Below are 23,916 nucleotides of genomic sequence, written 5' to 3' on the forward strand. Positions count from 1 at the left end.
ACGTAGGAAGCTGGTTTTCATCGTGCAAATGGATTAAATCATACGCATTGATCGATCGAGCCGATAACAATGTCCGCGACCTATCTTCCCACGCTGAAGCAGCTCCAATATCTCGTCGCCCTCCGCACGGAGGGCCATTTCGGCCGCGCCGCCGACGCCTGTTTCGTCACCCAGTCGACGCTGTCTGCCGGCATCAAGGAGCTGGAGACCTTGATCGGCGTGACCCTGGTGGAGCGGACGCGACGCGTCGTGCGGTTCACGCCGCTCGGCATCCGCGTCGCCGAAAAGGCCCAGCGTATCCTTCGCGAAACGGAGGATCTGACCGATATGGTCCGCGCCGCCGGCAAGCCGCTCGCGGGCGAGCTCAGGATGGGCGTGATCCCGACGATCGCACCCTTCCTTCTGCCTACCCTGCTGCCGCGGCTGCGCGAGCAATGGCCCGACCTCAGGCTCTATCTGCGCGAGGAGACGAGCCAGGCGGCCTGCGACGCGCTGCACCGCGGCAAGCTCGATTGCGTGCTGCTCGCGCTTCCCTATGCCTGCGGTGACGTGGAGGTTGCGGACCTGTTCGACGATGCCCTGCTCGTCGCCTTTCCGCCCGGACCGGCGGCCGAGCTTCCCGAATGCGTGCCGGCGACGGCGATCGACGAAGACAGCCTGCTGCTGCTCGAGGACGGCCACTGCCTGAAGGACCATGCCCTCTCCGCCTGCAACCGGCCCGAGCTTCGCGCCGAAGCCTCGATCCTCGGCACCTCGCTGCACACGCTCGTCCAGATGGTGGACAACGGCCTTGGCATCACGCTCATCCCGGAAATGGCGGTCGAGGCGGGCATCCTTGCCGGCACGCGCGTGGTCGCGCGCCGGCTCGACGCGGATCACCCGGTCCGCAAGATCGCGCTGGTGTGGCGCAAGGGCAGCCCGCGCGAGAAGGAGTTCCGGCTGCTCGCCGATGCGCTGAAGGCCGCGGCCTAGTTGCCGCCTTCCCGGGGTCGCGCCGCGCCGCGCCTCAATCCATATGCTTGAGGCCGACCCGCAGATAATCCCAGCCGGTGATGAGCGTCAGCCCCGCGGCCAGCCACAGGCAACCGAGGCCGATCTGGTGGATCCACGGCCATTGCGTGAGTGCGCCGGCGAGGATGAGCGCGCCGAGCGCGACGATCTGGATCGTCGTCTTCCACTTCGCGAGCTGGCTGACCGGAACCGAGACGCGCAGCCCGGCGAGATATTCGCGCAGGCCCGACACCATGATCTCGCGCAGCAGGATCACCAGCGCGGGAATGATATGCACGCCGTGGATCACCGGCGGGCTGCTGTCGCGGGTCGACACGAGCATGAGGATCACCGCGGCGACCATGATCTTGTCGGCGATCGGATCGAGGAACTGGCCCAGGCGCGAGACCGTGCCGCGCGCGCGGGCCACATAGCCGTCGAAATAATCGGTGATCCCGACAAGGCAATAGAGCGCGAAGGTGACCGCATAGCCCGCCCAGCCCGGCTGCCAGAGCAGAAAGACCAGGATCGGGACCGCAAGGATCCGCGAAAGCGTGAGCAGGTTCGGAAGCGTGAGCATTCGTCACAGCGCTTAGCGCCAAAGCCGGCGGATTGGGAGAGGCGGGGGTTGCACACAGCGCGTGCCACCCCCTATGACCGGTGACGGGGAGCGAAAGTTTGAGGATGTCTGGATACCGATCGCTGCCCGGGGGCCGGCTTTTGCCCGCGTGCGTGAACCAGGATCGGCGATGACCGATTCGCTGCATCTCCTGCGAACCAGGCGCTTCCTGCCCCTCTTCGCGACCCAGCTTCTCGGCGCGTTCAACGACAATCTGTTCAAGAACGCGATGGTCCTGTTCGTCGTCTATCAGGTCTATAATGACGAACGATCGGAATTCTGGTTCAGCGCGCTGACCACCGCGATCTTCATTGTTCCCTTCTTCCTGCTTTCGGCTCTGTCCGGCCAGCTCGCCGACGCCCGCGACAAGGCGTGGATGATCCGGATCATCAAATTCTGCGAAATATTGATCATGATCGTCGGCGCAGCCGGTCTGCTCCTTGCCTGGCAGGGGATCGCGGTGGGTGCGTTGGCGATCCCGCTGATGCTCCTTGCCCTGTTCGCGATGGGCATCCATTCGACCTTCTTCGGCCCGATCAAATATGCGATCCTTCCCCAGCATCTTCATTCGGACGAGGTGCTCGGCGGGACCGGGCTGGTCGAAGCCGGCACCTATGTGGCGATCCTTTTCGGGACGCTGCTCGCCGGCATCATCCCGGTCGAGGCCGCGGCGGCGCTCGTCATCGGGGTCGCGGCGATCGGCTACGCGACCGGGCGGCAGGTGCCCCCCGCCCCCGCGATCGAACAAGGGCACAAGATCGATCTCAACGTCGTTCGCTCGTCGATCCGGCTTGTCGCGGCGACGATGCATATCCGCCGGCTCTTCCTCGCGGTGGTGGCGATCAGCTTCTTCTGGACGATCGGCGCCGTCCTCTTCATCCAGTTCCCGCCGCTGGTGAAGAACGTGCTGACCGCCGACCGGCAGATCGCCAGCCTCTTCCTCGCCATCTTCTCGGTCGGCGTCGCCATCGGATCGGTGCTGGTGAACCGCCTTCTGAAGGGCGAGGTCTCCGCCCGCTATTCGGCCCCGTCGGTGATCGGCATGGGGCTGTTCGTCGCTGCCTTCCACTTTGTCGCGGCGCACTGGCAGCCCGCGCCGGAGGGCACGCTCTACACGATCGGGGATTTCTTCAATCACCGCGGCGTCCTGCCGATGATCGGCGCCCTGCTCGGCATTTCGATCACCGGCGGCATGTTCGTCGTGCCGCTCTATGCCTTCCTCACCACGACCGTGCCGAAATCGCAGGCGGCGCGCACCGTCGCGGCCAACAATATCGTCAATTCGGGCGCGATGGTGGGCGGATCGATCCTCGCCGGCGGCCTGTCATTCCTGGGGGTCGACGCCGCGAACCAGCTGTTGCTCGCGGCCGCGATGTGCGTGATCTCGGCCTGGCTCGGCTGGCTGCTCCATCGGGCGTGCGACGATGGCCGGTGCGCGGACGAGGAAGGTCTGCCGCCGACCGTCTGACGGCCGGCCCGCGGTTCAGCTCAGCAGCGTCCAGAAGAAGATCAGGCCCCCGACCCAGCCGGTCAGGAACAGCCGCAGGTCTTCCTGCCAGCGGGGCGGCGCGGCCGGCGCGGTCGACCCGAACGCGGGCGAGGACGCCAGCGCAATTTGCCGCACCATTATCGGAGCGAGTCGACTCATGGCATGGATTAACGATTGATTCACCATGAGGCGCAAGTCGCCTCATCGTCCGGCCCGTCCCGCTCAGGGACGGCTCCCCCCACCCCTCGCCCTCATCCAAAACGGATGAAATATCGTTCAAACTGAACACGATACATTCTTATCCATAAATCATAATTAACCGCTTCCCCAGAAAATAGCCATCGGTTTCACGAACTCGTGTCGACGAATTCTGGAGAGGCAGATGACTATTCTAAAACATAATACGATCTTCTCCGGTCGGAGGTGGATGTACGGTTGCGCTTTGCTTGCGATGTCGAATATTTTCGTCGCAGGTTCTGCACAGGCTCAGGCTTCGACGCCTGTCGTCAACGCCTGTTCGGGGCTGCGCCTGCCGCGCTCGGCGGTGACCGATATTCTCGGCCCCGTCGCGAACGGCATCGTCGCGCCGGTCGAGGACCGGGTGAACTCGATCCTCGGCATCGTCCAGATCATCCCGATCGTCGGCCAGGCGTTGCCGCCGCTCGACACCAATGTCGCAGGCCTGCTCTCGAGTGCAGCGTCGGGTGCGCCGATCGGCCTCCAGGCCGTCGATACGGACGGCAACACGGTCGATCCTTCCATGGGCTGCAACAGTCAGGCCGATTCGCTCAGTCTCACCGATGAAGGGGGCATCGCGATCGGCGGCAACCGGATCACCGGCCTCGGCGCCAATGGCGCTTCGGCGAACGCCGGCGAAATCAATTCCATCGCCTTCGGCAATGGCGCGACCACCGGCGGTGCCGCCACCGGCGCGGTCGCGATCGGCACGGGCGCCCAGGTGGATGCGGCCAACAGCGTCGCCATCGGCACGGGTTCCGTCGCCTCGCGCGGGCCGCAACTCGCTTATGCCGCCGTCGGCCTCCCCGATCCGCAGCTGTCGGCCGGCGAATTCTCGGTCGGCGCACTCGGCGCGGAGCGGCAGATCACCAATGTCGCGGCGGGCTCGGCACCGACCGACGCCGTGAACGTCGCCCAGCTTCAGGGCGTCGCCGACAATGTTTCGCAGCTTGGGGCGCGTGCGCTCCAGTATGACGGTCCCGCCCGCGACCGGGTCTCCCTCGCCGGCACCGGCGGGACCGTCATCGATAATGTCGCCGCCGGCCGGATCGCTGCGGATTCGCGCGAAGCGGTGAACGGCGCGCAGCTCGACGCGACCAACCAGACCGTCGCCGCGCTCGGCACGCAGGTGGCAAGCAACACCAATGCGATCGCCAATCTCACGACGCTGGTGAACAGCAACATGTCGAGCGGCGGCGGGAGCGTGGCGCCAGGCCCCGTCCGCTATGCCGATGCCGGAACGCCGACCATCGCCAATGACGGGACGGTGACGGACGAGGCGGTGCTGGCCGGCGCCAGTGGCGGACCGGTGGGTTTGCACAATGTCCGCGACGGCATCGTTGCGGCCGGCTCCACCGATGCGGTCAACGGCAACCAGCTTTTCGCCACCAACCAGGTCGTGGTTCAGAATGTCGCCGACATTGCCGCTCTCGACGCACGCGTCACCGACAACAGCACCGCCATCACCAATATCATGAACAATATCAGCGGCAGCACCGTCTCGCCGGTTCAATATTCTGATGCGGCGACGCCCACGACATCGAACGGCGGCACGGTCAGCGACGACGTGACCCTCGTTGGCGCCGGCGACGGCCCCGTCGGGCTGCACAATGTCGCGGCCGGTATGGCGGACACCGACGCCACCAATGTCGGCCAGGTCAATGCGGGCCTGCAGGCCGCGGTCAATCAGGCCCAGAGCTACACCGATCTCAGGATCGACGCGCTCGGGCAGGACTTGGTCACGCTTCGCCGCGACTCCTATGGCGGCATTGCCGGGGCGCTCGCCGCCGCGGCGCTGCCCCAGGCGGCCGACGCCGGGCGCGGCATGGTCGGCATGGGGATCGGCACGTTCGGCGGGCAGACCGCCTTCGCGCTCGGCCTGTCCGCCCGGACCCGCAGCGGCCGCGCCGTCGTCCGGGCCGGCGCCAGCGTCGACACCCGCGGCCGCGCCGGGGCCAATGCCGGGATCGGCCTGCAATTCTGATCTCAGCGATATCCGCCTTTGGCGAGGCGGAGGGCCGGGAGGGAGGCAACGCCCCCACACGAAAACTCCCTCCCGTCCCACATGCGCCATTGCCAGGTGCAAGGCCGGTCTGTCACACCGCAGCCGTCGACGTCATCGAAATGCCATCCATGCCGGCTGCCCTTCCACCCTTCGATCCGGCTCTTGAGATCGTCCTTGCGGGCCAAGGCATGTCGAAGGGTTTGCGGCAGACGTCGGGGCCCCAGATCGTGGTGCGGCCCAGCCTGCGGATCGGCGACGTCGTGATCGCCGGCTATCTCAAGAACGTCACCCTCGCCGACGCCGATGGCGAGGCCGCGCTTTCGGTCGGCATGCAGCAGACCCTCGCGGGCTTCGATCTCTCCGCCACTGTGGCCGCCAGGGTGAACACCGGGGCGAGCGCGGCCCGGGATTCGCGCGCGCTGGAGACCGCGATGACCGTCGGGCGCGCGATCGGCCCGATCCGCGCCCGCTTCACCGCCTTGTGGAGCCCGGACGATCTCGGGCCGACCCGCAACTCGCTGTTGATCGAGGCGGGCGCGGCGCTTCATCTCCACGGCCCGCTCTCGATCGATGGCGCGATCGCCCGGCGCACCCGTGGCGGCGGGCCGGATTATGTTGCCTATAATGCCGGCCTCACGCTCTCCGTGGCCCGCAATCTCTCGGCCGAACTTCGCTGGTACGACACCGATCGCGCGATCGACGCCACCTATCGCTCGCGGCTCGTGCTGGCCGGGCGCCTGCGCTTCTGACGCGTCACTTGACAAGATGGAAAGTGAAGCTACTTTCCGACTCGGAAAGTGAGGAGCCATGACCGAGACAGTCGACCCGCGCGAAGCCATCGAGATCGTCCACCGCGCCAGGGAACGGATCGCGGCGCGCAACCCCTCCCCCGCCTGGTACGCGCCGATCTACGGCCTGCTGTGCGGTGCGCTGGTCGCCGGCGGCGGATCGCCGCAGCCATGGGGCATGCTCGTCGTCGGTGGCTCGGTACTCGGTTTGGGCCTGCTCTATCGAGCCTGGTCGGATCGCGCCGGGATTTCGCTGAACGGCTATCGCCCCGGCCGCACGCGCACGATCGCGATCTCCCTTGCCTTCCTGCTCGTCCTGTTCATGGTCGGCGGCCTCGCGCTCAGGACCGGTCTCGGATGGTGGTGGGCGCCGATCGCGTTCGGGCTCGTCACCGTCCCGATCGCGGCGCTGGGCAGCAGCCTCTGGGACCGCGCCTGGCGCGCCGAGCTGACGGGTGGGGAACGATGAGCCTCGGCGGCTTCGACGAGCTGATCCATGCGCCGTTGCGGCTGCGCGTCTGCGCGATCCTGTCGGCGACCGACGAGGCCGAGTTCGCGCTCGTCCGCGACGAGACGGGGGTCAGCGAATCGGTCCTCTCAAAGCATGTGAAGCAGCTCGAAGAGGCCGGCTATGTGAAGGTCCGCAAGGCCGTGGCCGCCCAGCGCCAGCGCACCTGGCTCGCGCTCACCGCTGCCGGTCGCACGGCCTTTGCCGGCCATATGGCCGCGCTCGCCAGGCTCGCTGCGCAGGCCGGCGTGGCCGCCGAGTGACACCCGCGACGCTGAGCCTCAAGGCCGCGCGGCGGATCGCACTCGCCGCGCAGGGATTCGGGTTGCCGCGGCGCGCGGTCACCAGTTGGGCGCCGCTCGGCCGGACGCTCGATCGGATCGCCCTGCATCAGATCGACAGCGTCAACGTTCTCGCCCGCGCGCATTATCTCCCCGCTTTCTCCCGGCTCGGCAGCTATGATCGCGGCCTGATCGACCGCGCCGCCTGGGGGCCGAAGCGCCAGCGCCGCCTGTTCGAATATTGGGCGCATGAGGCCTCGCTCCTCCCGCTGGATCTACACCCGCTGCTGCGCTGGCGGATGGCCCGCGCCGAGCGGGGGGAGATCGGCTGGGGGCATTTGCGCGTCTTCGCCGGCGAGAAGCGCGGCGCCGCCGAGGCGATCCTCGATCGCATCCGCGCGGAAGGCCCGCTCGCCGCCTCCGACTTCGAGCATGGCAAGAGCCGCAGCGGCTGGTGGGAATGGGGCGAGACCAAGCGGGCGCTGGAATGGCTCTTCTGGGCCGGGCGCATCACCACCGCCACCCGGCGCGGCAGCTTCGAGCGCGTCTACGATCTTGCCGAGCGAGTGATCCCGCCAGCGATTCTCGATCTGCCGACGCCCGATCCGGCCGAGGCGCAGCGCCGGCTCATCGCCCGCGCCGCCCGCGCCCACGGCATCGCCACCGCGGCCGACCTGCGCGATTATTTCCGGTTGAAGCCCGACGAGGCGAAAGGCGCGATCGAGGCGCTGGTCGAGGCGGGCGAGCTGCTCCCCGCCCGGGTCGAGGGGTGGCGCCAGCCCGCCTTCCTCCATGCCGAAGCGCGCGCGCCGCGCCGGATCGACGGCCAGGCCCTGCTCGTCCCCTTCGATCCGCTGATCTGGGAGCGCGGGCGCACGGAGCGACTCTTCGGTTTCCATTATCGGATCGAGATCTACGTCCCGGCCGACAAGCGCACCCACGGCTATTACGTGCTCCCCTTCCTGATGGACGGCGCGCTTGTCGCCCGCGTCGACCTCAAGGCCGACCGCCAGGCCGGGCGCCTGCTCGTCCGCAGCCTGCATCTCGAGCCGGGTGCGCCTGTCGACACGCGCGCGCGCCTTGGGGCCGAGCTGGCCGGGATGGCACGCTGGCTGGAGCTCGATCCGCCCGCCTTGTGACATAAGCCGCGCGCCCCTCTTGGCGAGCGGCCTCACCAGTGCAATGATAGCGCTAACAGCGCCGGGGAGGATGAACGTCTGATCGGAACGACTCAGCTTCGGCGCTTTGGTCGCGCGGCGATCCCGGCTTTGGCCTTTGCCGTCGCCGCCGGTTCCTCCGGCCAGCCCTCGGCCGGGCCCGCCCCGGGCTCAAACCCGATCATCCGTGATCGTTTCACTGCCGATCCCGCGCCGCTCGTCATCGGTGACCGGCTCTACCTCTATGTCGGCCACGACGAGGCGGACGATGGCGAAATGTTCAATATGCGCGAATGGCTCGCTTATTCGACCACCGACATGCGCCACTGGACGGCGCACGGGGCGATCATGCGCGCCACCGATTTCCGCTGGGCGATCCGCGATGCCTGGGCTTCCCAGGTGATCGAGCGAAACGGCCGTTTCTGGTTCTATGCCGCGGTCGAGCATGACGCGACCCATCCCGGCAAGGCGATCGGCGTCGCCGTTTCCGACAGCCCGACCGGGCCCTTCGTCGATGCGCGCGGATCGGCGCTGATCACCAACGAGATGACTCCCAGGGGCACCCACAGCTGGGAGGATATCGACCCCACCGTGCTCACCGACGTGGACGGCACGACGTGGATCGCGTGGGGCAACCGCAACTGCTACCTCGCCCGGCTCAAGCCCAACATGACCGAAATCGACGGGCCGATCATGGAGATCACGCCGCGGCATTTCGAGGAAGGCCCCTGGCTCTACCGCCGGGGCAGTCTTTACTATCTCGTCTACGCCTCGCTCGACCGTTCGACGCAGCGCGACGAGCATGTCTCCTATGCGACCGCGCCGGCCATTACCGGCCCCTGGACCTATCGCGGCGAACTGACCGGATCGGCCCGCGACAGCTTCACCATCCATCCCGGAATCGCCGACTTTCGCGGGCGGACCTACCTCTTCCTGCACAATGCCGCGCTCACCATCGGCAGCCAGCATGGCGCGCTCGGCCGGCGCTCGGTCACCGTCGAATATCTCGCCTTCAACCCCGACGGCACGATGCGGCCGGTCGTCCAGACCGATGCGGGCGTCACCGGCCGGCCGCATGCCACGGGCGACGCCGACACGCATCGAGGAGACATAAGATGAAACGAACAGCACTGCGCCTCGCGGCGCTGGCGACGCTCGGCTTGCTCGCGCTTGGCGGGCCGGCGCGGGCGCAGAACGATGCGATGACCCCGATCGACGCACCGGCGCAGCCTGGCGCGATCACGCTCGACACCGGTCCGCTCCCAGGGGCCAGCACCCCCGAAAGCTGGTATCGGCAATATGGCAGCGAATTCACACGCAACGTGACCGTCGCCACCCTGACGCCATTCCTCCCCGATCCCGCCCATGCCACAGGCACCGCGGTGATCGTCGCGCCAGGCGGGGGCTTTCGCACCCTGTCGATGTCGAATGAAGGGTGGGAGGTCGCGCGCGCGCTGGCCGCCCGCGGCATCGCCGCATTCGTCCTCAAATACCGCCTGAACCAGACGCCGCCCGACATGCCGGGATTCGAGCGGTCGATGCGCGAAATGTTCTCCGGCGCCGCCGGGCCGCCGCGGATGACCCCCGAATCCGCGATGGCGAACCTCGGCCCCCAGACCGCCGACGCCCGCGCCGCCTTCGCGCTCGTCCGCACCCGGGCGGCCGAATGGCATGTCGATCCTCGGCGGATCGGAATGATCGGCTTTTCCGCCGGCGCGATGCTGACGATGGCGACGACGCTGACCGTCGATGATGCCCGCCCGGCCTTCATCGGCTACATCTACGGGCCGCTGCTGCCGCTGACGGTGCCCGATGATGCGCCGCCGATGTTCGTCGCGCTCGCCTCGGACGACCCTTTGTTCGGCGAAAGCGGCTTCGATCTGGTCCGCAACTGGCGCGCCGCGCACCGGCCGGTCGAGTTCCACCTCTACGAACAAGGCGGCCACGGCTTCGGAATGTACGACAAGGAGACGACCAGCACCGGCTGGTTCGATGCCTTCATGCGCTGGCTGACGATGCACCACTGGGCGCGGCCGGCCGGATGAGCCGGGCGGCCAAAGCCTTGCTTCTACGGGCAGTCTCCGGCTTCAGCCGGTCCTGGAGAAACAGGTTGGTGGAGCCGAGGGGGATCGAACCCCTGACCTTCGCAATGCCATTGCGACGCTCTCCCAGCTGAGCTACGGCCCCGAACCCTTCGCGCGGCCTGGGCGACCGGCGGAATGTGGAGGGCGCCTTTACGCAAGGCGCCGCCCCGACGCAAGCCTGACTTAGCTTTCTTCCTCGTCGTCGCCGGCGCCCGGCACGCCGATATCGTCGTCGCCGCCGAGATCGACCTCGTCGTCCGGATTCTCCTCGGCTTCCTCGTCGACCTCGAGATCGAGATCGTCGGACGCGAGATCGCTATCCTCCTTCTCCACCTCGCGCTCCGGCTTCTGCTGCTCGAACGGCAGCGGCTGCTTGGATTTCAGCACCGGCTCGGGCTGCCAGGCCACATTGCAGTTGATGCAGTGGACCGGATCGTCCTTGCCGAGATCGTAGAAGCGGGTTCCGCATTTGGGGCAGGTCCGCTTGGTGCCCCACTCAGGCTTCACCATGGGTGAAAAATCTCCGTAACGACGTGAAAAGGCAGGCGCGGCCACGAAGGCGATCGGCCCGATCGGCGCGCGCCTTGCCACATGGGGTGCGCGCTGTCAAAAGCCAAGCGCATGACGGCATCGGCGGCTCTTCGGCGGACCTTCGCGCCGCGCGGTTCACTGCGCGGGACAGTGCGCGTGCCCGGCGACAAGAGCATCTCGCATCGCGCGATCATGTTCTCAGCGCTCGCGGTCGGCGAAAGCCGGATCGAGGGCCTGTCGGACGGCGGCGACGTCGCCTCGACGGCGGCGGCAATGCGCGCAATGGGCGCTCGGATCGAGCGCGGGCCGGACGGCGCATGGACGGTCTCCGGCGCTGGCGTCGGCTCCCTCCTCCAGCCCGAAGCGGCGCTCGACATGGGCAATTCGGGCACCTCGACGCGCCTGCTCATGGGCCTCGTCGCCAGTCATCCGATCCGCGCGACCTTCGTCGGCGATGCCTCGCTGAGCCGCCGGCCGATGAATCGCGTGGCCGTGCCGCTCAGGCGGATCGGCGCGCGGATCGAGACGAGCGAGGGCGGACGGCTGCCCGCCATCGTCGAGGGTATCGTCCCTGCCCTGCCGCAAAGCCACCGGATGGAGGTCGCTTCCGCCCAGGTCAAATCCGCGCTGCTGCTCGCCGGGCTCAACACCCCCGGCGTCACCGAGGTGATCGAGCCGGCGCCGACGCGCGACCATAGCGAGCGGATGCTGTCGCTGTTCGGCGCGGAGATCGAGCGCGACGGTCCGGCGATCCGGATCCGCGGCGAGGCGGAACTCAGGCCGCAGCATGTGATCGTGCCCGGCGATCCTTCCGCCGCCGCCTTTCTCGCGGTCGCCGCCTCGATCGTCCCCGGATCGGACGTCACCATCGCCGATGTGGGCATCAACCCGCGCCGCACGGGCCTTTACGACGCGCTGAAGGCCATGGGCGCCGACATCGCTTTCGAAAATCCGCGCGAGCTTTCGGGCGAACCGGTCGCGGACCTGCGCGTGCGCCATGCGGCGCTGCGCGGCGTCGATCTTCCGCCCGAGGCCGCCGCCGACATGATCGACGAATTCCCGATCCTCTTCGTCGCCGCCGCCTTTGCCGAGGGGACCACGCGGACCACCGGCCTCGCGGAGCTTCGCGTCAAGGAATCGGACCGGCTCGCCGCGATGGCCGAGGGGCTGGCGGCGATCGGCGTGCGTGTCGAGGAGGGCGAGGACGGCCTCGTCGTCCATGGCAGCGGCGGCGAGCCCCTCTCCGGCGGCGGCGAGATTTCGGCTCGGCTCGATCATCGGATCGCGATGAGCTTCGCGATCGCCGGCCTCCATGCACGCAAGGCGATCGCGATCGACGATATGAGCCCGGTCGAAACCAGCTTTCCGGCCTTCGAGGCGACGCTCGACTCGCTGCTCGAAAAGGCGGCGGCATGATCATCGCCGTCGATGGCCCCGCCGCCAGCGGCAAGGGCACGATCGCCCGCGCGCTCGCCCGGCATTTCGGCCTGCCGCATCTCGACACCGGCCTCCTCTACCGCGCCACCGCGCTCAATCTGCTCGAAATGGGCGGCGATCCCGATAGCGAGTTTGCCGCTGCGCGCGCGGCCCATATCGAACAGATCGACGCCGACGATCCGGAGCTGAGGAGCGAGGCGGTCGGCGGAGTCGCCTCGCGAATCTCGGCCTATCCGCTGGTCCGGGCGGCGTTGCTGGAGCGACAGACGCGCTTCGCCGCGCAGCCCGGCGGCGCCGTGCTGGACGGGCGCGACATCGGCACCGTGATCGCGCCGCAGGCCGAAGCCAAGCTGTTCGTCACCGCCCGGCCCGAGGTGCGCGCCTCGCGCCGCCTCGCCGAGCTTCGGCGCGCAGGCCGCAACGTGCATCTCGCCGAGGTGCTCGCCGACATCCGCGCCCGCGACGCGCGCGACACCGGCCGGGGCGCGGCGCCGCTTCGCCAGGCCGAGGACGCTATCCTGCTCGACACGAGCGACATGGATGTGGAGCAGGCCATCGCCGCGGCGATTGCGGCGGTCGAGGCGCGGCTCGCTAGCGGAAGCTGAGGACGGCGGCGATCTCGCGCCGCTCGCGCTCGCTGAGCTCCGGCCGCCAGATGTCGAAGATCAGCACGATCCGGTCCTCGCCGCTGCCGTTCCAGGCCTCATGTTCGATCGTGTCGTCGAAGACCATCAGCTTGCCGACTTCCCACTGGCGGGTCTCGTTGCCGACGCGGAAATGGCAGTTCGGCGGCACGATCAGTGGCAGGTGGCAGGTCAGCCGTGCATTGAAGACGCCGGTATGCGGATTGATCCGCGCGCCGGGGCGCAGGAGCGAGAACATCACGGTCGGCCCGGCGCCGTCCACCCGCGGCAACGGCGCCGCCTGGACGGCCGCCCAGGTGCGCGGGCAGCGCGCGACGACATCCTCGGCGATCGCGCCATTCTCGCACAGGAACAGGGTGCTCCAGTCGACATTGTCGAGCAGCGGGTTCTCGTCGATCCGCGGCTCGTTCACCCCGCCCTGGATATAGGGCCGGAAGCCTGTGTCGCCCTTCGTACGATAGGCGAGGATCTCCCGGCGGATGGCGTCGGTCGCCGCCTCGATCGCCCCCGCCCAGGCAAAGACCTCCCGCTCGTAGAACTGGATCTGCGGCAGCTCAGGAAAGAAATAGCCCGTCGGCTCCTGGAAATAGACCTGCTTGCGCCCGGCGGCGATATCGAGCGACTGCTGGAACCGCGCGCTCCGGTTGTTCGGGCCCAGTCCCTGCGCGGCAAGCGAAGCCTCCAGCCGCTCCGTATAACGTGCCTTGAACTGAGCGAGCGCCGCTTCAGCCCGGCGCAGGTCCTGGAGCGCGGGCGGGGGCTGCCCCTCCCCACCGATCATCACCGCGGCGCGATAATAGCCGGCCGCGGCACGTTCATCCCCGGCCGCCGCACGGCAATCGCCTTTCATCACCAGCCCACGCACCGATCTCGGCTCGGCGGCGAGCAACCGGTCGAGCGCGGCTTCTTCAGCGGCGGCGTCGGATTGCGCGCGGCACGTCGTGGCCTGTAGCAGCCAGACATGGGCATTGGCGAAATTGCTCGCGGCCAGCGTGTCGGCGGCTCTCCGTGCCTCGTCCAGCCGCCCAGCGCCCAAATCGGCGATGGCGCGGTGAAACAGCGATTGCGCGTCCTGTTGGGTCAGCGACATCACCCGCTTGTAGGAAAGCCGGGCGAACGCCTCCAGCCATTTTCCATCGGAACCCCGCAGGTGGACGACCGCCGGGCCGGTCGCTACGGAAGCCCGCAAAGTTCGAGCATATTCATGACCCCGACCAAGTTCGCGTCGATCCTGCGCCATCAACGGCGTCGCCTGCGCTCCAGCGAGGTCGCGCTGATCGCGCTTGCGGTCGCGGTCGGGCTTGCGGCGGGGCTGCTGACCCTGATCCAGGGCGGTCTCGCCCATCTGGTGCAGCGGCTGCTCTACGGCGCCGCGATCGATCGGCTGAGCGCCGTGACCGCCGTCGATCCGCTGCGTCTCCTGGCCTTGCCGCTTGGCGGCCTCGTCCTTGCGGGGATCTCCTATGCGACGCGCGGCCGCCAGCGAGCGCCGATCGACGTCGTCGAGGCGAACGCGCTGCATGGCGGCGTCATCCCGGCCAGGGACAGTCTGGTCGTCTCCGCCCAGACCCTGGTTTCCAACGGCGCCGGCGCCTCCGTCGGCCTTGAGGCCGCCTATGCGCAGATGGGCGGCGGCGTCGCGTCGATCGCCGGCCAGTGGCTGAAGCTGCGCCGCAACGACCTTCGAACGCTCGTCGGCGCCGGCGCCGGGGCCGCCGTGGGTGCTGCGTTCAGCGCGCCCTTGACCGGCGCCTTCTACGCGTTCGAGATCGTCATCGGCGCCTATACGCCGGCCGCGATCGCGCCAGTCGCCGCCGCCTGCATCGCCGCCGCGGTGATGATCCGCTCCGCCGGCGCCGCGCCCTATCTCATCGCTCTGCCGAGCGGCCATGCGATCGAGACCACCGACTATCTTTTCTACGCCGCGCTCGGCTTCGCCTGCGCGCTCGCGGCGATCATCCTCATGCAGGCGATCACCGCGCTCGAAACCAATGTGCGACGGCTGCCGATCCCCGATCGGTGGCGTCCGGTGGCCGGCGGCATCCTGCTGATGCCCCTCGCGCTCCTTTCGCCGCAGACGCTCTCGGCCGGCCACGGCGCGCTCCATCTCGATCTTGCCGTGCCGCTGGGGCTGGGCACGCTTGCCGGCATCTTTTTCCTCAAGATCGCCGCCTCGGCCATCTCGCTCGGCTTCGGCTTTCGCGGCGGCATGTTCTTCGCCTCCCTCTTCCTCGGGTCGCTGGCGGGGCAAATGTTCGCGCTGATCCTCGCCGCTCTGCCCGGCGCGCCGCCGATCGATCCGGTAGACGCCGCGCTCGTCGGCATGGCGGCGATGGCGGTGGCCGTGGTCGGCGGTCCGATGACGATGTCGATGCTGGTCCTCGAATCGACCCATGATTTCGCGCTGACCGCGGTCGCCATCGCGGCCGCGCTGTGCGCCAGCACCTTGGTGCGCGAGACGTTCGGCTTCTCCTTCTCGACCTGGCGGCTCCACACGCGCGGCGAGACGATCCGCAGCGCGCGCGACATCGGCTGGATGCGCAGCCTGACGGCCGGACGGATGATGCGCCGGGAAACGCCGATGGTCGATGCCGACATCACGATCGCCGATTTCCGCCACCGCTTCCCGCTCGGATCGGCCGGCCGCATCATCCTCACCGACGGCTCCGGTCATTATGCCGGAATCGTGCCGACGCCCCTTGCCTTCGCCGCGTCCGCCGATCCTTCCGCGCCTGTCCGCACGCTCGCCATCCTCGCGGATCAGACGCTGCGGCCGGACGAGGACGTGGCCGCGATCATGCGCCGGTTCGAGGATTTGAGCGCGGACGAGATGGTCGTCGTCGATCCCGAGGGCGCGGTGCTTGGCCTCGTCTCCGAGAAATATGTCCGCCGCCGCTATGCCGAGGAGCTCGAGAAGAGCCAGCGCGAGCTGTTCGGCGAGGCGCGGGAATCGAAATGACCGGCGGCACGACCCTGCGCGCATTCAGCATCGGCCTCGTCGCGATCGCGGTGGCGCTTGGCGCCGCGCTCGTCGGCGGCAATCTCTCGCCGCGGGTCGCCCGGGTCGAACAGAAGGTGGTCGCGCCGGCGGTGAACGCCGTGACCGCGCCGCGCGCGCCGCTCGCCGGGGGCGACATGGCGGACATGATCGCCGCCGCCTGCCCTGCCATCGTCGCGATCGACCGCGGGGCGTGGGGCCAGGACGGCGCGGCATCCGGCGGAGGCACCGCCGCTCCCCCGCCGCGCGCGACCGGCTTCATCGTTTCGGCCGAAGGCTATATCCTTGCAAGCGGGCAGGCGGTGGCCGGAACGGCGCCGCTGCGCGTGCTGCTCGATGACGGGCGCAGCCTCGGCGCGCGACGCGTCGCCGACGATCCTCTCTCCGGAGTCGCACTGCTCAAGGTCGATGGGTCGGGCTTTCCCGCGCTCGCCTTGGCCGAGTCCGCCCTGGCGCCCGTCGGCACCCAGGCCGTCGCGCTCGTAGCTCCGGAGGCCCATGGCTGCATCGCCGATCCGCTGATGGTGAGCGCAGATTTCGCCAGCGGCCGCCCCGGCCCGCGCGCCTTTGTCCAGCTGCGCCCAACCCCCGATCCCGCCTTCGCAGGCGCGCCGGCGCTGGATCGCAACGGGCAGGTCATCGGCATCGTGGGCCTCGGCGGCGCCGGCAGCGGCGCGGATCCCGCATTGCTGCTTCCCGCCGGAACGCTGAGCCGCGTCTACAGCGCTCTTCTGCGCAGCGACTCAGCCGCCGCCAATGATTTCGGCTTCGTCGCCCAGGATCTTTCGCCCGCCCTGGCCGCGCGGATCGGCACCGATCGGCAGCAGGGCGCGATGATCGCGCTGATCGCCCCCGGCTCCGCCGCCGCGCGGGCCGGCCTGCTGGCGGGCGACGTGATCTTCACCGCCGGCGGCACGCCGGTCGCGAATGCGACCGAGCTTTCGCGCGCGCTCGACGGCGCCGGGGACGTCGTCACGCTCGATGTCATGCGCCGCGCCGATCGCATCAGCATTACCATGCGGAGCCGCTGATCCTCGCCCGCTTGCCCCGCCCGCGCGCATCCACTATATGCGCCGCCGTCCGACGGGCAGGAAAGCGCTCGCGGCAGCCAGGATAAGCAGCGCGTTCGGGCGGGGCGATGGGCCGCGCCCCGGCGCGCTCTTTTGCCTTATCCGGCTGGCCCGGCTTTACGGTTCGAAGGACGCCCGGGCGGCATGGGGCCGCAAGGGCATGCTGGTTGAAAAGACCGGGGGAGACAACCCCCAGGCCGGCAAACGTCAAAACGAAGGAATATCCATCCTCATGGCCACCACGGCAAACCCGACCCGCGACGATTTCGCGGCGCTCCTCAACGAATCGCTCGGCGGCGAGAACGAAAGCTTCGAAGGCCGCGTCGTCCAGGGCACCGTCACCGGTATTGAAAACGACATGGCCGTCATCGACGTCGGCCTCAAGAGCGAAGGCCGCGTGCCGCTGCGCGAGTTCGCGGCGCCGGGCCAGAAGCCGGAAATCTCCGTCGGCGATGTCGTCGAAGTCTATGTCGACCGCATCGAGAATGTGAACGGCGAAGCGATGCTGAGCCGCGACCGCGCCCGTCGCGAGGCCGCCTGGGACAAGCTCGAGGGCGAATATAGCGCCGGCAACCGCGTCGAAGGCGTGATCTTTGGCCGCGTCAAGGGCGGCTTCACCGTCGACCTCGGCGGCGCCGTCGCCTTCCTGCCCGGCAGCCAGGTCGACATCCGCCCGGTCCGCGACGTCACCCCGCTGATGGACCTCCCGCAGCCGTTCCAGATCCTCAAGATGGACCGCCGCCGTGGCAATATCGTCGTCTCGCGCCGCGCCATTCTCGAAGAGACGCGCGCCGAGCAGCGTTCCGGCCTCATCCAGAGCCTCGCCGAGGGCCAGGTGGTCGATGGCGTGGTCAAGAACATCACCGATTACGGCGCGTTCGTGGATCTCGGCGGCATCGACGGCCTGCTCCATGTCACCGACATCAGCTACAAGCGCGTCGGCCACCCGAGCGAGGTGCTGAACATCGGCGACACGGTGAAGGTGCAGATCATCCGCATCAACCGCGACACGCAGCGCATCAGCCTCGGCATGAAGCAGCTCGAAAGCGATCCGTGGGAAGGCGCGGCCGCCAAATATCCGGTCGGCGGCGTGTTCAAGGGCCGCGTGACCAACATCACGGAATATGGCGCGTTCGTCGAGCTTGAGCCCGGCATCGAGGGCCTCGTCCATGTGTCCGAGATGAGCTGGACCAAGAAGAACGTCCATCCGGGCAAGATCGTGTCGACCTCGCAGGAGGTGGACGTCGCGGTGCTTGAGGTGGATGAGGAAAAGCGGCGGATCAGCCTCGGCCTCAAGCAGGCCCAGGCGAATCCGTGGGGCGCCTTTGCCGAGCAGCATCCGGTCGGCACCGAAGTCGAGGGCGAGGTCAAGAACGCGACCGAGTTCGGCCTGTTCATCGGCCTGCCCGGCGACGTGGACGGCATGGTCCACATGTCCGACATCGCCTGGGGCGTTTCGGGCGAGGAAGCACTCAATCTCCACCGCAAGGGCGAGATGGTGAAGGCGGTCGTCCTCGACGTCGATGTCGAGAAGGAGCGCATCAGCCTCGGCATGAAGCAGCTTGAGCGCGGCGGCGTCGCCAAGGGCGGGTCCGCCGGCGCCGGCGGCCTGTCGAAGAACGACGTGGTCACCGTCACCGTGCTCGCCGTCACCGACGGCGGCCTCGACGTCCAGGTCGGCGAGGATGGGGCCACCGGCTTCATCAAGCGCGGCGACCTTGGTCGCGACCGCGACGAGCAGCGTCCGGAGCGCTTCCAGACCGGCCAGAAGCTGGACGCCATGGTGATCGGCTTCGATCGTTCGAAGAAGCCCAATTTCTCCGTGAAGGCGCTGCAGATCGCCGAGGAGAAGCAGGCTGTCGCACAGTACGGTTCGTCCGATTCGGGTGCGAGCCTGGGTGACATCCTCGGTGAAGCGCTGAAGCAGAAGCAGGGCTAACGTTACGGAAAAGCGGGCTTTCGTCTCACGAAAGCCCGCTTTTTTCCTCCTGCCAGCCCTAGTCCGTTTGAATTGCACGGAAATTCGGCAACGGCATTGTTGCATTTTGCGGTTTTCAGTGCGACTGTCCGGGCGCACGGACGGCGAAGGGGCCGCCGGCGCCGGGCACGGGCCTGATCCGTGCGGTTTCGAACTGGGGGGCAGGTCGTGATCCGTTCAGAACTCGTCCAGAAGTTGTGCGAGGACCATCCGGACCTCACGCTCAAGGAAATCGAGCGCGTGGTCGGCGCCGTCTTCGACGCCATCATCGCGCAGCTCCAGAATGGCGGCCGCGTCGAACTGCGTGGCTTCGGCGCCTTCTCGACGCGCGGCCGCGATGCCCGCAAGGGACGCAACCCACGGACCGGCGAGCCGGTCGACGTCTCGGCGAAGCGAGTCCCCTATTTCAAGCCCGGCAAGGAAATGCGCGAGCGGCTGAACGTCTGATCGGCCGGCCGCCGACATTGACGGCACGTCCTGGCCGCGTCAGGCGTGTCGCGTGCGGACGTGGCGGAACCGGTAGACGCTGGAGACTTAAAATCTTCTGCCCGTAAGGGCGTGCGGGTTCGAGTCCCGCCGTCCGCACCATTCTCCGGCATTTGCCGGCCCGCCACCACTTGGCAGCTTTCCCGTCCGCTCCGTCGCAATGGGGCATCCTTTCGCATCGCCGCGAGTTGGCGGCATTGGATGAGACTGTCCAAAGACGGAAGGAAATCAAATGGTTGCCAGAGCGATGCTCCTGTTCGCCGGTCTTTCCCTCGCGGTATCGCCGGCTCTCGCCCAGCCTTCCGCGCAGCCGCTGTCGCTCGCCAATGCGCCGGCGGCGCGCGCGTCGGCGCGGACGCACCACGGCTCCGATTTGGCCGGCGGTTTCGCGCCGGCGATCCTGGCGCTCGCCATCATCGCTGGCGGCGTGCTGCTTGCCGCCGGCGTCTTCGGGGATGACGACAGGGATACCGGGCACCCGAGCAGCCCATAAGGCGCGGCGCGAGGCGGACCCGGTCAGGCGGCGCTGAACGGCGTCCCGGCCTTTACCGCCGCCCATTCGCACCGCGCGAGGCTGATCGGATCGAGGAACATGCCGCCCATGCGCGCGCCGATCTGCCAGCGCACCTGGGCATGGACGGAGCCGATTCCGGGCACATCGAGCGCGACATAGCTCCCGATGCGAACGCGTTCGTCGCATTCGGCCATGAAGCCGAAGGGCGAAAGGTTGCGGACCTGGACCTCGACCCTGAACAGATGGTGGGGAGAAAGCTGCGTGACCTCGTCGACAATATGTCGGCGGGCGCGGCGTGGCTTGAAGCCCGCCTCCTCCTCGTCCTCCTGCTCGGCCAGTCGCGGGGTATCCGGATCCATGCCCCGGCTTAGCCGTCAAGACGTGAAGGAGGAGTAAAAGCCGCGCCCGCCGCGCTGTTCTTTCCAGGCCGCTCCGCTAGGATCGCCGCCATGTTGGGACGGCGAATCCTGTGTGCGGCGTTGATTGCGGCGATCGCGCTGACCGGCGGATGTGGCGGGGCAGACCGCGGCCCGATCCGCATCAGCGCGATCGGCAGCCCGCCGCACCTCCTCAACCCGAACCTCCGGCCGCTCGATCCGCCCGCGGCGATGCTTGCCGAAGCGAGCGCGCAGGGCTTGGTCCGCTTCGATGCCGCCGGCGAGATCGAGCCGGCGCTGGCGCAGAGCTGGATCGTCTCCGACGACGGCCTTCGTTATACTTTCCGCCTGCGCCGGGCCACCTGGGTCGATGGCGGCGCACGGGTCACGGCCGCGCAGGTCGTCGCCCGGCTTAAGGCATCGCTGAGCCGGGCCAGTCGCAATCCGCTGAAGCCTGTCCTTGGCGCGATCGACGACATCGTCGCGATGACCGACGAGGTGCTTGAGATCAGCCTCAAGGGACCGCGCCCCAACTTCCTCCAGCTCCTCGCCCAGCCCGAAATGTCGGTGGCGCTCGGCGATCGGGGAACAGGACCCTATCGCGTCGTTGGGGACGATGCGGCGGGCGTCCGCCTCGCCATCCCGGCCGACGATGACCGCGACGACGAGGACGGGCCGGAAGCCGGCCCCCGCAGGGCGCCGGTGCAGCTGCGCGGCGAGAGCGCGGCGCAGGCGATCGCGCGCTTCCGCGCGGGCCGCGCCGATCTGGTGACCGGCGGGACGATCGGAGACCTTCCTTTCGCGCGCACCGCCGATCTTCCATCGAACCGTCTCGTCCTCGATCCGGCCCAGGGGCTGCTCGCGCTCGCCTTCCTCAAGGCCGAAGGGCCGCTCGGCGATCCGGCCATACGCCGCGCGCTCGCCATGGCCGTCGACCGCGATTCGATCGCCGCGGAAGCGCTGCTTGCCGGCTTTGCGGGCCGCGCCGCGCTGATCGGCCCCGGCATCGACGAGGTACCGACCCCGGCCCAGCCGGACTGGGCGAGCCAGCCGATCGGCCAGCGGCGTCAGGCCGCCCGCACGGCGATCGCGGCGCTCCCCGCGCCCATGCGGTTGCGGGTCGCGATGCCCGGTGGGCCGGGTTATCGCCTGATTTTCGCCCATCTGCGCCGCGACTGGGCGGCCATCGGCGTCCAGGCGACCGTCGTCGCGCCCGGCGCCGATGCCGATCTCGCGCTGATCGACGCGGTGGCGCCAAGCATCGCCGCGCCTTGGTATCTGCGCCGCTTTTCCTGCGACGCGAGCGCAGTGTGCGAAGCCACCGCCGATGCCGCGCTCGCCGACGCGCGGGCCGCGCCCGATGCCGCCGCGCGCCAGATCGCGCTCGCCAAGGCCGATCAGATCCTGTCCGCAATCACCGCTTATATCGTCATCGGCGCCCCGCTGCGCTGGTCGCTGGTGGCGCCGCGATTGAACGGATTCAGGCCCAATCCGTTTGCCCGGCATCCGATCGACACGTTGATCGCCGCCGAAGGACCCTGACGAAGATGCCGAATCGCGTGGACATGGACGCGCTCGCGGCCCGCCTCGGCGCCGGTCGCGATCCAGCCTCGGTACGCCGGCGCATCGAGGCGATGGAAGCGTTGCTGGAACGGGCCTTCGTCATCCCGGGCACGAACCGCCGCTTCGGCCTCGATGTCGCGCTCGATCTCATCCCGATCGTGGGCGATGTCGTCGCGGCTGCGATGGGGGCGTGGATCGTGTGGGAAGCGCGCAACCTGGGCATGCCGAAATGGCACCTGGCGCGAATGGGCGGCAATGTCGGGATCGATCTGCTGCTTGGCGCGATCCCCTGGGTCGGCGCCATTCCCGACTTCTTCTTCCGGTCGAACACGCGCAACCTCAGGATCGTGCGCAAATGGCTCGATCGCCATCATCCCGAGACGGGGACGATCGAGGGGCAGGTGCTGGCGCGGCGCTAGCGACCGCGCGGCAATGGCTGGATGCGGATTCGCCGCGTCGCCGATGCGCCGCCTTGGGCGACCGGGCAGGTGCGGTAGGCGAAGCGGGTGTCGAGGCACAGCCAGACTTCCTCGAGCCAGCCGCGGCGATTGACGTTGAGCCGGATCATGTCGGCGCTGAGCCCAGGATTGACCCGCGCGAAAGCGGTCGCGAACTGCCGCACGGTCAGGTCCCGCCGCGCGGCAAGCGCGTTCATGTCCGGGAAGCGAAGCCGGCCGTAAAGCCCTGTGGAGCGCGCGAAATAGGCGGCGGGGGCGATTCCCATGCAGGTGCCATGCTTGGCATATTCGTGCTGGAGGAGCTGCGCCGAGGGCGTCGCGCACAGATGCCGGCGGATCAGCGCCTCCGGAAGGATCGGCGCCGAGGCGCAATATTGCGGCCACTCCCGCCCCTCCCCGTCCGGCCACAGGCCGTGGAGGGTGAAGCCGAACCGGTTTCCGCGGCCGCAGGCGAAGTCGGAATCGATATTTTCGGAGCGATTGTGGCACGCTTCCGGCGCCCAGATCAGCGCCAGCGTGTAGCTGCCGATCGGCAGGAGGCGACGCGGCTCCTGCTGGCTCGGGCCTTCCGGGTGGGGCGCGGCGATGCGCGGCGGGACGCGGCACTGCAGTGCCTGCGCGGACAGCGCGGCGGGCGTGAGCAGGGCGAGAAGGACCGTTGCGAGGCGGCGGATCATCATGCCCTCTCTCATGCCGCTGTAAAATCGAGGCCGATATCGACGGCCGGCGCCGACTGGGTGATCCGACCGACCGAGACATAGGTGACGCCGGTCTCTGCGATGGCGCGGATCGTATCGAGATTGACGCCGCCGCTCGCTTCGGTCGGGGCGCGTCCGGCGACGATCCCGACCGCCTCGCGCAGCATCGGCGGCGCCATGTTGTCGAGCAGGATGTGGGTGGCGCCGGCCTGGAGCGCCGGCTCGATCTGGTCCAGCCGGTCGACCTCCACGATGATCCGGGCGATGCCGGCCGCGGCCGCCCGACGGGTCGCCTCCCCGACGCTTCCGGCGACGGCGACGTGATTGTCCTTGATCATCGCCGCGTCCCACAGGCCCATCCGGTGGTTCTGCGCGCCGCCCATGCGCGTCGCATATTTTTCAAGCAGGCGAAGGCCGGGGATCGTCTTGCGCGTGTCGAGCAGGATCGTCCCCGTGCCGGCGATCGCGTCGACATAGCGCCGCGTCAGCGTCGCGATGCCGGAGAGATGCTGGACCACGTTGAGCGCCGATCGCTCGGCGGTCAGCAGCGCGCGGGCATCGCCGGAAAGCCGCATCAGGTCCGCGCCCGCGGGCGCCCGGCCGCCTTCGTCGATCAGGATCTCGATCCCGGCATCCGGGTCGAGCGCCCGGAAAATCGCCTCCGCGATCGGAAGCCCGGCGACGACGATCGCCTCGCGGCTATCCATCACCCCCACGAAACGCGCGTCGGCGGGGATGACGGCGGCGGAGCTGATATCGCCCCCCTCGCCCATATCCTCGGCAAGCGTCTCGGCGACGAAGCGGCCGAGATCGAAGCCCTCGAGCTGCCAGTGCTGCGCCGTCATAGTCTCTCCGTCCGTTGTCGGCGCCTTGGCACAAGTTCCGGGTCGGCGATAGCGGTCGATGCTCCGATCGGCCGCGCATGCGCCGCCGGCGACGGTTCGCGGTCACCAGGCCGCGGTCGAGCCGAGGCAAATGAGCGACAAGGACGTGGAACCCCGGCT

The 23,916-nt window shown here is 68.6% G+C and carries 25 protein-coding genes and 2 tRNA genes; 19 read left to right on the forward strand and 8 right to left on the reverse strand.

Annotated elements, in window-relative coordinates; all coding sequences use genetic code 11:
- Positions 1-69: 69 nt before the first annotated feature.
- Positions 70-972 carry a hydrogen peroxide-inducible genes activator gene (locus tag FRZ32_RS14280; protein WP_147044135.1) on the forward strand — a complete coding sequence of 301 codons (903 nt, stop codon included), beginning with the start codon at positions 70-72 and terminating at the stop codon, positions 970-972.
- A gap of 34 nt (positions 973-1,006) precedes the next feature.
- On the opposite strand, the gene pgsA is transcribed toward FRZ32_RS14280, so the two are convergent.
- A complete protein-coding gene (pgsA, locus tag FRZ32_RS14285) occupies positions 1,007-1,570 on the reverse strand; it encodes a CDP-diacylglycerol--glycerol-3-phosphate 3-phosphatidyltransferase (protein WP_147044136.1) in 564 nt (187 codons plus the stop codon).
- Positions 1,571-1,739: 169 nt separating this feature from the next.
- Here pgsA and FRZ32_RS14290 point away from each other — a divergent pair, with 169 nt between their 5' ends.
- Positions 1,740-3,077: an acyl-[ACP]--phospholipid O-acyltransferase gene (locus FRZ32_RS14290; protein WP_147044137.1), complete on the forward strand. Its 1,338-nt coding sequence runs from the start codon at positions 1,740-1,742 to the stop codon at positions 3,075-3,077.
- 15 nt (positions 3,078-3,092) lie between these two features.
- Here FRZ32_RS14290 and FRZ32_RS15360 read toward each other — a convergent pair whose 3' ends face one another.
- Entirely contained in the window at positions 3,093-3,257 is a 165-nt protein-coding gene (locus FRZ32_RS15360; RefSeq protein ID WP_158635950.1) for a hypothetical protein, read from the reverse strand.
- A 292-nt stretch (positions 3,258-3,549) separates the two neighbouring features.
- Here FRZ32_RS15360 and FRZ32_RS14295 point away from each other — a divergent pair, with 292 nt between their 5' ends.
- From FRZ32_RS14295 to FRZ32_RS14325, 7 genes are all read left to right on the forward strand, one after another.
- Positions 3,550-5,319 carry a YadA-like family protein gene (locus tag FRZ32_RS14295; protein ID WP_158635951.1) on the forward strand — a complete coding sequence of 590 codons (1,770 nt, stop codon included), beginning with the start codon at positions 3,550-3,552 and terminating at the stop codon, positions 5,317-5,319.
- Between the two features lie 209 nt (positions 5,320-5,528).
- Positions 5,529-6,089, forward strand: a complete 561-nt coding sequence (locus tag FRZ32_RS14300) for a hypothetical protein (protein ID WP_147044139.1) — start codon at positions 5,529-5,531, stop codon at positions 6,087-6,089.
- A gap of 58 nt (positions 6,090-6,147) precedes the next feature.
- Entirely contained in the window at positions 6,148-6,597 is a 450-nt protein-coding gene (locus FRZ32_RS14305; RefSeq protein ID WP_147044140.1) for a hypothetical protein, read from the forward strand.
- The gene (locus tag FRZ32_RS14310) at positions 6,594-6,899 is read left to right on the forward strand and encodes a transcriptional regulator (protein ID WP_147044505.1); all 306 of its coding nucleotides are present in this window, start codon (positions 6,594-6,596) and stop codon (positions 6,897-6,899) included. Before FRZ32_RS14305 ends, FRZ32_RS14310 begins: the two co-directional genes overlap by 4 nt.
- Positions 6,896-8,056, forward strand: a complete 1,161-nt coding sequence (locus FRZ32_RS14315; protein WP_192901896.1) for a winged helix-turn-helix domain-containing protein — start codon at positions 6,896-6,898, stop codon at positions 8,054-8,056. The genes FRZ32_RS14310 and FRZ32_RS14315 overlap by 4 nt, the downstream gene beginning before the upstream one ends.
- Before the next feature lie 129 nt (positions 8,057-8,185).
- Positions 8,186-9,193 carry a glycoside hydrolase family 43 protein gene (locus FRZ32_RS14320; RefSeq protein WP_243445313.1) on the forward strand — a complete coding sequence of 336 codons (1,008 nt, stop codon included), beginning with the start codon at positions 8,186-8,188 and terminating at the stop codon, positions 9,191-9,193.
- Complete coding sequence (locus FRZ32_RS14325; RefSeq protein ID WP_147044142.1) at positions 9,190-10,119, forward strand: alpha/beta hydrolase; 930 nt, start codon at positions 9,190-9,192, stop codon at positions 10,117-10,119. The genes FRZ32_RS14320 and FRZ32_RS14325 overlap by 4 nt, the downstream gene beginning before the upstream one ends.
- 66 nt (positions 10,120-10,185) lie before the next feature.
- On the opposite strand, the gene FRZ32_RS14330 is transcribed toward FRZ32_RS14325, so the two are convergent.
- Together FRZ32_RS14330 and FRZ32_RS14335 are read right to left on the reverse strand one after the other, a co-directional pair.
- Positions 10,186-10,261 (reverse strand) — tRNA-Ala (locus FRZ32_RS14330).
- Between the two features lie 80 nt (positions 10,262-10,341).
- Positions 10,342-10,668, reverse strand: coding sequence for a TIGR02300 family protein (locus FRZ32_RS14335; RefSeq protein WP_147044143.1), 327 nt, complete (start codon positions 10,666-10,668; stop codon positions 10,342-10,344).
- A gap of 111 nt (positions 10,669-10,779) precedes the next feature.
- Here FRZ32_RS14335 and aroA point away from each other — a divergent pair, with 111 nt between their 5' ends.
- Positions 10,780-12,105: a 3-phosphoshikimate 1-carboxyvinyltransferase gene (gene aroA, locus FRZ32_RS14340; protein WP_147044144.1), complete on the forward strand. Its 1,326-nt coding sequence runs from the start codon at positions 10,780-10,782 to the stop codon at positions 12,103-12,105.
- Positions 12,102-12,731 carry a (d)CMP kinase gene (gene cmk / locus FRZ32_RS14345; RefSeq protein ID WP_147044145.1) on the forward strand — a complete coding sequence of 210 codons (630 nt, stop codon included), beginning with the start codon at positions 12,102-12,104 and terminating at the stop codon, positions 12,729-12,731. The genes aroA and cmk overlap by 4 nt, the downstream gene beginning before the upstream one ends.
- Here the strand turns inward: cmk and FRZ32_RS14350 are convergent.
- Positions 12,718-13,959 carry an aspartyl/asparaginyl beta-hydroxylase domain-containing protein gene (locus tag FRZ32_RS14350; protein WP_158635952.1) on the reverse strand — a complete coding sequence of 414 codons (1,242 nt, stop codon included), beginning with the start codon at positions 13,957-13,959 and terminating at the stop codon, positions 12,718-12,720. The genes cmk and FRZ32_RS14350 overlap by 14 nt on opposite strands.
- Positions 13,960-13,974: 15 nt before the next feature.
- On the opposite strand from FRZ32_RS14350, the gene FRZ32_RS14355 reads away from it, so the two are divergent.
- From FRZ32_RS14355 to FRZ32_RS14380, 6 genes are all read left to right on the forward strand, one after another.
- The gene (locus tag FRZ32_RS14355; RefSeq protein ID WP_147044147.1) at positions 13,975-15,729 is read left to right on the forward strand and encodes a chloride channel protein; all 1,755 of its coding nucleotides are present in this window, start codon (positions 13,975-13,977) and stop codon (positions 15,727-15,729) included.
- Positions 15,726-16,799, forward strand: coding sequence for a S1C family serine protease (locus FRZ32_RS14360; RefSeq protein WP_147044148.1), 1,074 nt, complete (start codon positions 15,726-15,728; stop codon positions 16,797-16,799). The genes FRZ32_RS14355 and FRZ32_RS14360 overlap by 4 nt, the downstream gene beginning before the upstream one ends.
- Positions 16,800-17,070: 271 nt before the next feature.
- Positions 17,071-18,777: a 30S ribosomal protein S1 gene (gene rpsA, locus FRZ32_RS14365; RefSeq protein WP_147044149.1), complete on the forward strand. Its 1,707-nt coding sequence runs from the start codon at positions 17,071-17,073 to the stop codon at positions 18,775-18,777.
- Between the two features lie 207 nt (positions 18,778-18,984).
- Positions 18,985-19,263, forward strand: a complete 279-nt coding sequence (locus FRZ32_RS14370) for an integration host factor subunit beta (RefSeq protein ID WP_147044150.1) — start codon at positions 18,985-18,987, stop codon at positions 19,261-19,263.
- Between the two features lie 54 nt (positions 19,264-19,317).
- Positions 19,318-19,404: transfer RNA gene (locus FRZ32_RS14375), tRNA-Leu, on the forward strand.
- Between the two features lie 130 nt (positions 19,405-19,534).
- Complete coding sequence (locus tag FRZ32_RS14380; RefSeq protein WP_147044151.1) at positions 19,535-19,795, forward strand: hypothetical protein; 261 nt, start codon at positions 19,535-19,537, stop codon at positions 19,793-19,795.
- A gap of 23 nt (positions 19,796-19,818) precedes the next feature.
- Here FRZ32_RS14380 and FRZ32_RS14385 read toward each other — a convergent pair whose 3' ends face one another.
- Entirely contained in the window at positions 19,819-20,175 is a 357-nt protein-coding gene (locus tag FRZ32_RS14385; RefSeq protein ID WP_147044152.1) for a hypothetical protein, read from the reverse strand.
- A 90-nt stretch (positions 20,176-20,265) separates the two neighbouring features.
- Between FRZ32_RS14385 and FRZ32_RS14390 the strand changes: the two genes are divergently transcribed.
- Positions 20,266-21,735: an ABC transporter substrate-binding protein gene (locus FRZ32_RS14390; RefSeq protein WP_147044153.1), complete on the forward strand. Its 1,470-nt coding sequence runs from the start codon at positions 20,266-20,268 to the stop codon at positions 21,733-21,735.
- Positions 21,736-21,740: 5 nt separating this feature from the next.
- The gene (locus FRZ32_RS14395; RefSeq protein WP_147044154.1) at positions 21,741-22,175 is read left to right on the forward strand and encodes a DUF4112 domain-containing protein; all 435 of its coding nucleotides are present in this window, start codon (positions 21,741-21,743) and stop codon (positions 22,173-22,175) included.
- On the opposite strand, the gene FRZ32_RS14400 is transcribed toward FRZ32_RS14395, so the two are convergent.
- Together FRZ32_RS14400 and nadC are read right to left on the reverse strand one after the other, a co-directional pair.
- Positions 22,172-22,891 carry a ribonuclease T2 family protein gene (locus FRZ32_RS14400; RefSeq protein WP_147044155.1) on the reverse strand — a complete coding sequence of 240 codons (720 nt, stop codon included), beginning with the start codon at positions 22,889-22,891 and terminating at the stop codon, positions 22,172-22,174. The two genes, FRZ32_RS14395 and FRZ32_RS14400, sit on opposite strands and share 4 nt — an antisense overlap.
- A gap of 11 nt (positions 22,892-22,902) precedes the next feature.
- Positions 22,903-23,757: a carboxylating nicotinate-nucleotide diphosphorylase gene (gene nadC / locus FRZ32_RS14405; protein ID WP_147044156.1), complete on the reverse strand. Its 855-nt coding sequence runs from the start codon at positions 23,755-23,757 to the stop codon at positions 22,903-22,905.
- Positions 23,758-23,916: the final 159 nt, after the last annotated feature.

The sequence above is a fragment of the Sphingosinicella ginsenosidimutans genome (assembly GCF_007995055.1).
GTDB classification, from domain to species: Bacteria; Pseudomonadota; Alphaproteobacteria; order Sphingomonadales; family Sphingomonadaceae; genus Allosphingosinicella; species Allosphingosinicella ginsenosidimutans.

Excerpts from the sequence above, each read along its gene's own strand:
- FRZ32_RS14355 (WP_147044147.1), top strand. The coding sequence starts at position 13,975 with ATGACCCCGACCAAGTTCGCGTCGATCCTGCGCCATCAACGGCGTCGC.
- FRZ32_RS14300 (WP_147044139.1), top strand. The coding sequence starts at position 5,529 with ATGTCGAAGGGTTTGCGGCAGACGTCGGGGCCCCAGATCGTGGTGCGG.
- pgsA (WP_147044136.1), bottom strand. The coding sequence starts at position 1,570 with ATGCTCACGCTTCCGAACCTGCTCACGCTTTCGCGGATCCTTGCGGTC.
- FRZ32_RS14280 (WP_147044135.1), top strand. The coding sequence starts at position 70 with ATGTCCGCGACCTATCTTCCCACGCTGAAGCAGCTCCAATATCTCGTC.
- FRZ32_RS14395 (WP_147044154.1), top strand. The coding sequence starts at position 21,741 with ATGCCGAATCGCGTGGACATGGACGCGCTCGCGGCCCGCCTCGGCGCC.
- nadC (WP_147044156.1), bottom strand. The coding sequence starts at position 23,757 with ATGACGGCGCAGCACTGGCAGCTCGAGGGCTTCGATCTCGGCCGCTTC.
- rpsA (WP_147044149.1), top strand. The coding sequence starts at position 17,071 with ATGGCCACCACGGCAAACCCGACCCGCGACGATTTCGCGGCGCTCCTC.
- FRZ32_RS14380 (WP_147044151.1), top strand. The coding sequence starts at position 19,535 with ATGGTTGCCAGAGCGATGCTCCTGTTCGCCGGTCTTTCCCTCGCGGTA.
- FRZ32_RS14295 (WP_158635951.1), top strand. The coding sequence starts at position 3,550 with ATGTCGAATATTTTCGTCGCAGGTTCTGCACAGGCTCAGGCTTCGACG.
- cmk (WP_147044145.1), top strand. The coding sequence starts at position 12,102 with ATGATCATCGCCGTCGATGGCCCCGCCGCCAGCGGCAAGGGCACGATC.
- FRZ32_RS15360 (WP_158635950.1), bottom strand. The coding sequence starts at position 3,257 with ATGAGTCGACTCGCTCCGATAATGGTGCGGCAAATTGCGCTGGCGTCC.
- FRZ32_RS14310 (WP_147044505.1), top strand. The coding sequence starts at position 6,594 with ATGAGCCTCGGCGGCTTCGACGAGCTGATCCATGCGCCGTTGCGGCTG.
- FRZ32_RS14385 (WP_147044152.1), bottom strand. The coding sequence starts at position 20,175 with ATGGATCCGGATACCCCGCGACTGGCCGAGCAGGAGGACGAGGAGGAG.
- FRZ32_RS14305 (WP_147044140.1), top strand. The coding sequence starts at position 6,148 with ATGACCGAGACAGTCGACCCGCGCGAAGCCATCGAGATCGTCCACCGC.
- FRZ32_RS14360 (WP_147044148.1), top strand. The coding sequence starts at position 15,726 with ATGACCGGCGGCACGACCCTGCGCGCATTCAGCATCGGCCTCGTCGCG.
- aroA (WP_147044144.1), top strand. The coding sequence starts at position 10,780 with ATGACGGCATCGGCGGCTCTTCGGCGGACCTTCGCGCCGCGCGGTTCA.
- FRZ32_RS14400 (WP_147044155.1), bottom strand. The coding sequence starts at position 22,891 with ATGATCCGCCGCCTCGCAACGGTCCTTCTCGCCCTGCTCACGCCCGCC.
- FRZ32_RS14325 (WP_147044142.1), top strand. The coding sequence starts at position 9,190 with ATGAAACGAACAGCACTGCGCCTCGCGGCGCTGGCGACGCTCGGCTTG.
- FRZ32_RS14335 (WP_147044143.1), bottom strand. The coding sequence starts at position 10,668 with ATGGTGAAGCCTGAGTGGGGCACCAAGCGGACCTGCCCCAAATGCGGA.
- FRZ32_RS14290 (WP_147044137.1), top strand. The coding sequence starts at position 1,740 with ATGACCGATTCGCTGCATCTCCTGCGAACCAGGCGCTTCCTGCCCCTC.
- FRZ32_RS14390 (WP_147044153.1), top strand. The coding sequence starts at position 20,266 with ATGTTGGGACGGCGAATCCTGTGTGCGGCGTTGATTGCGGCGATCGCG.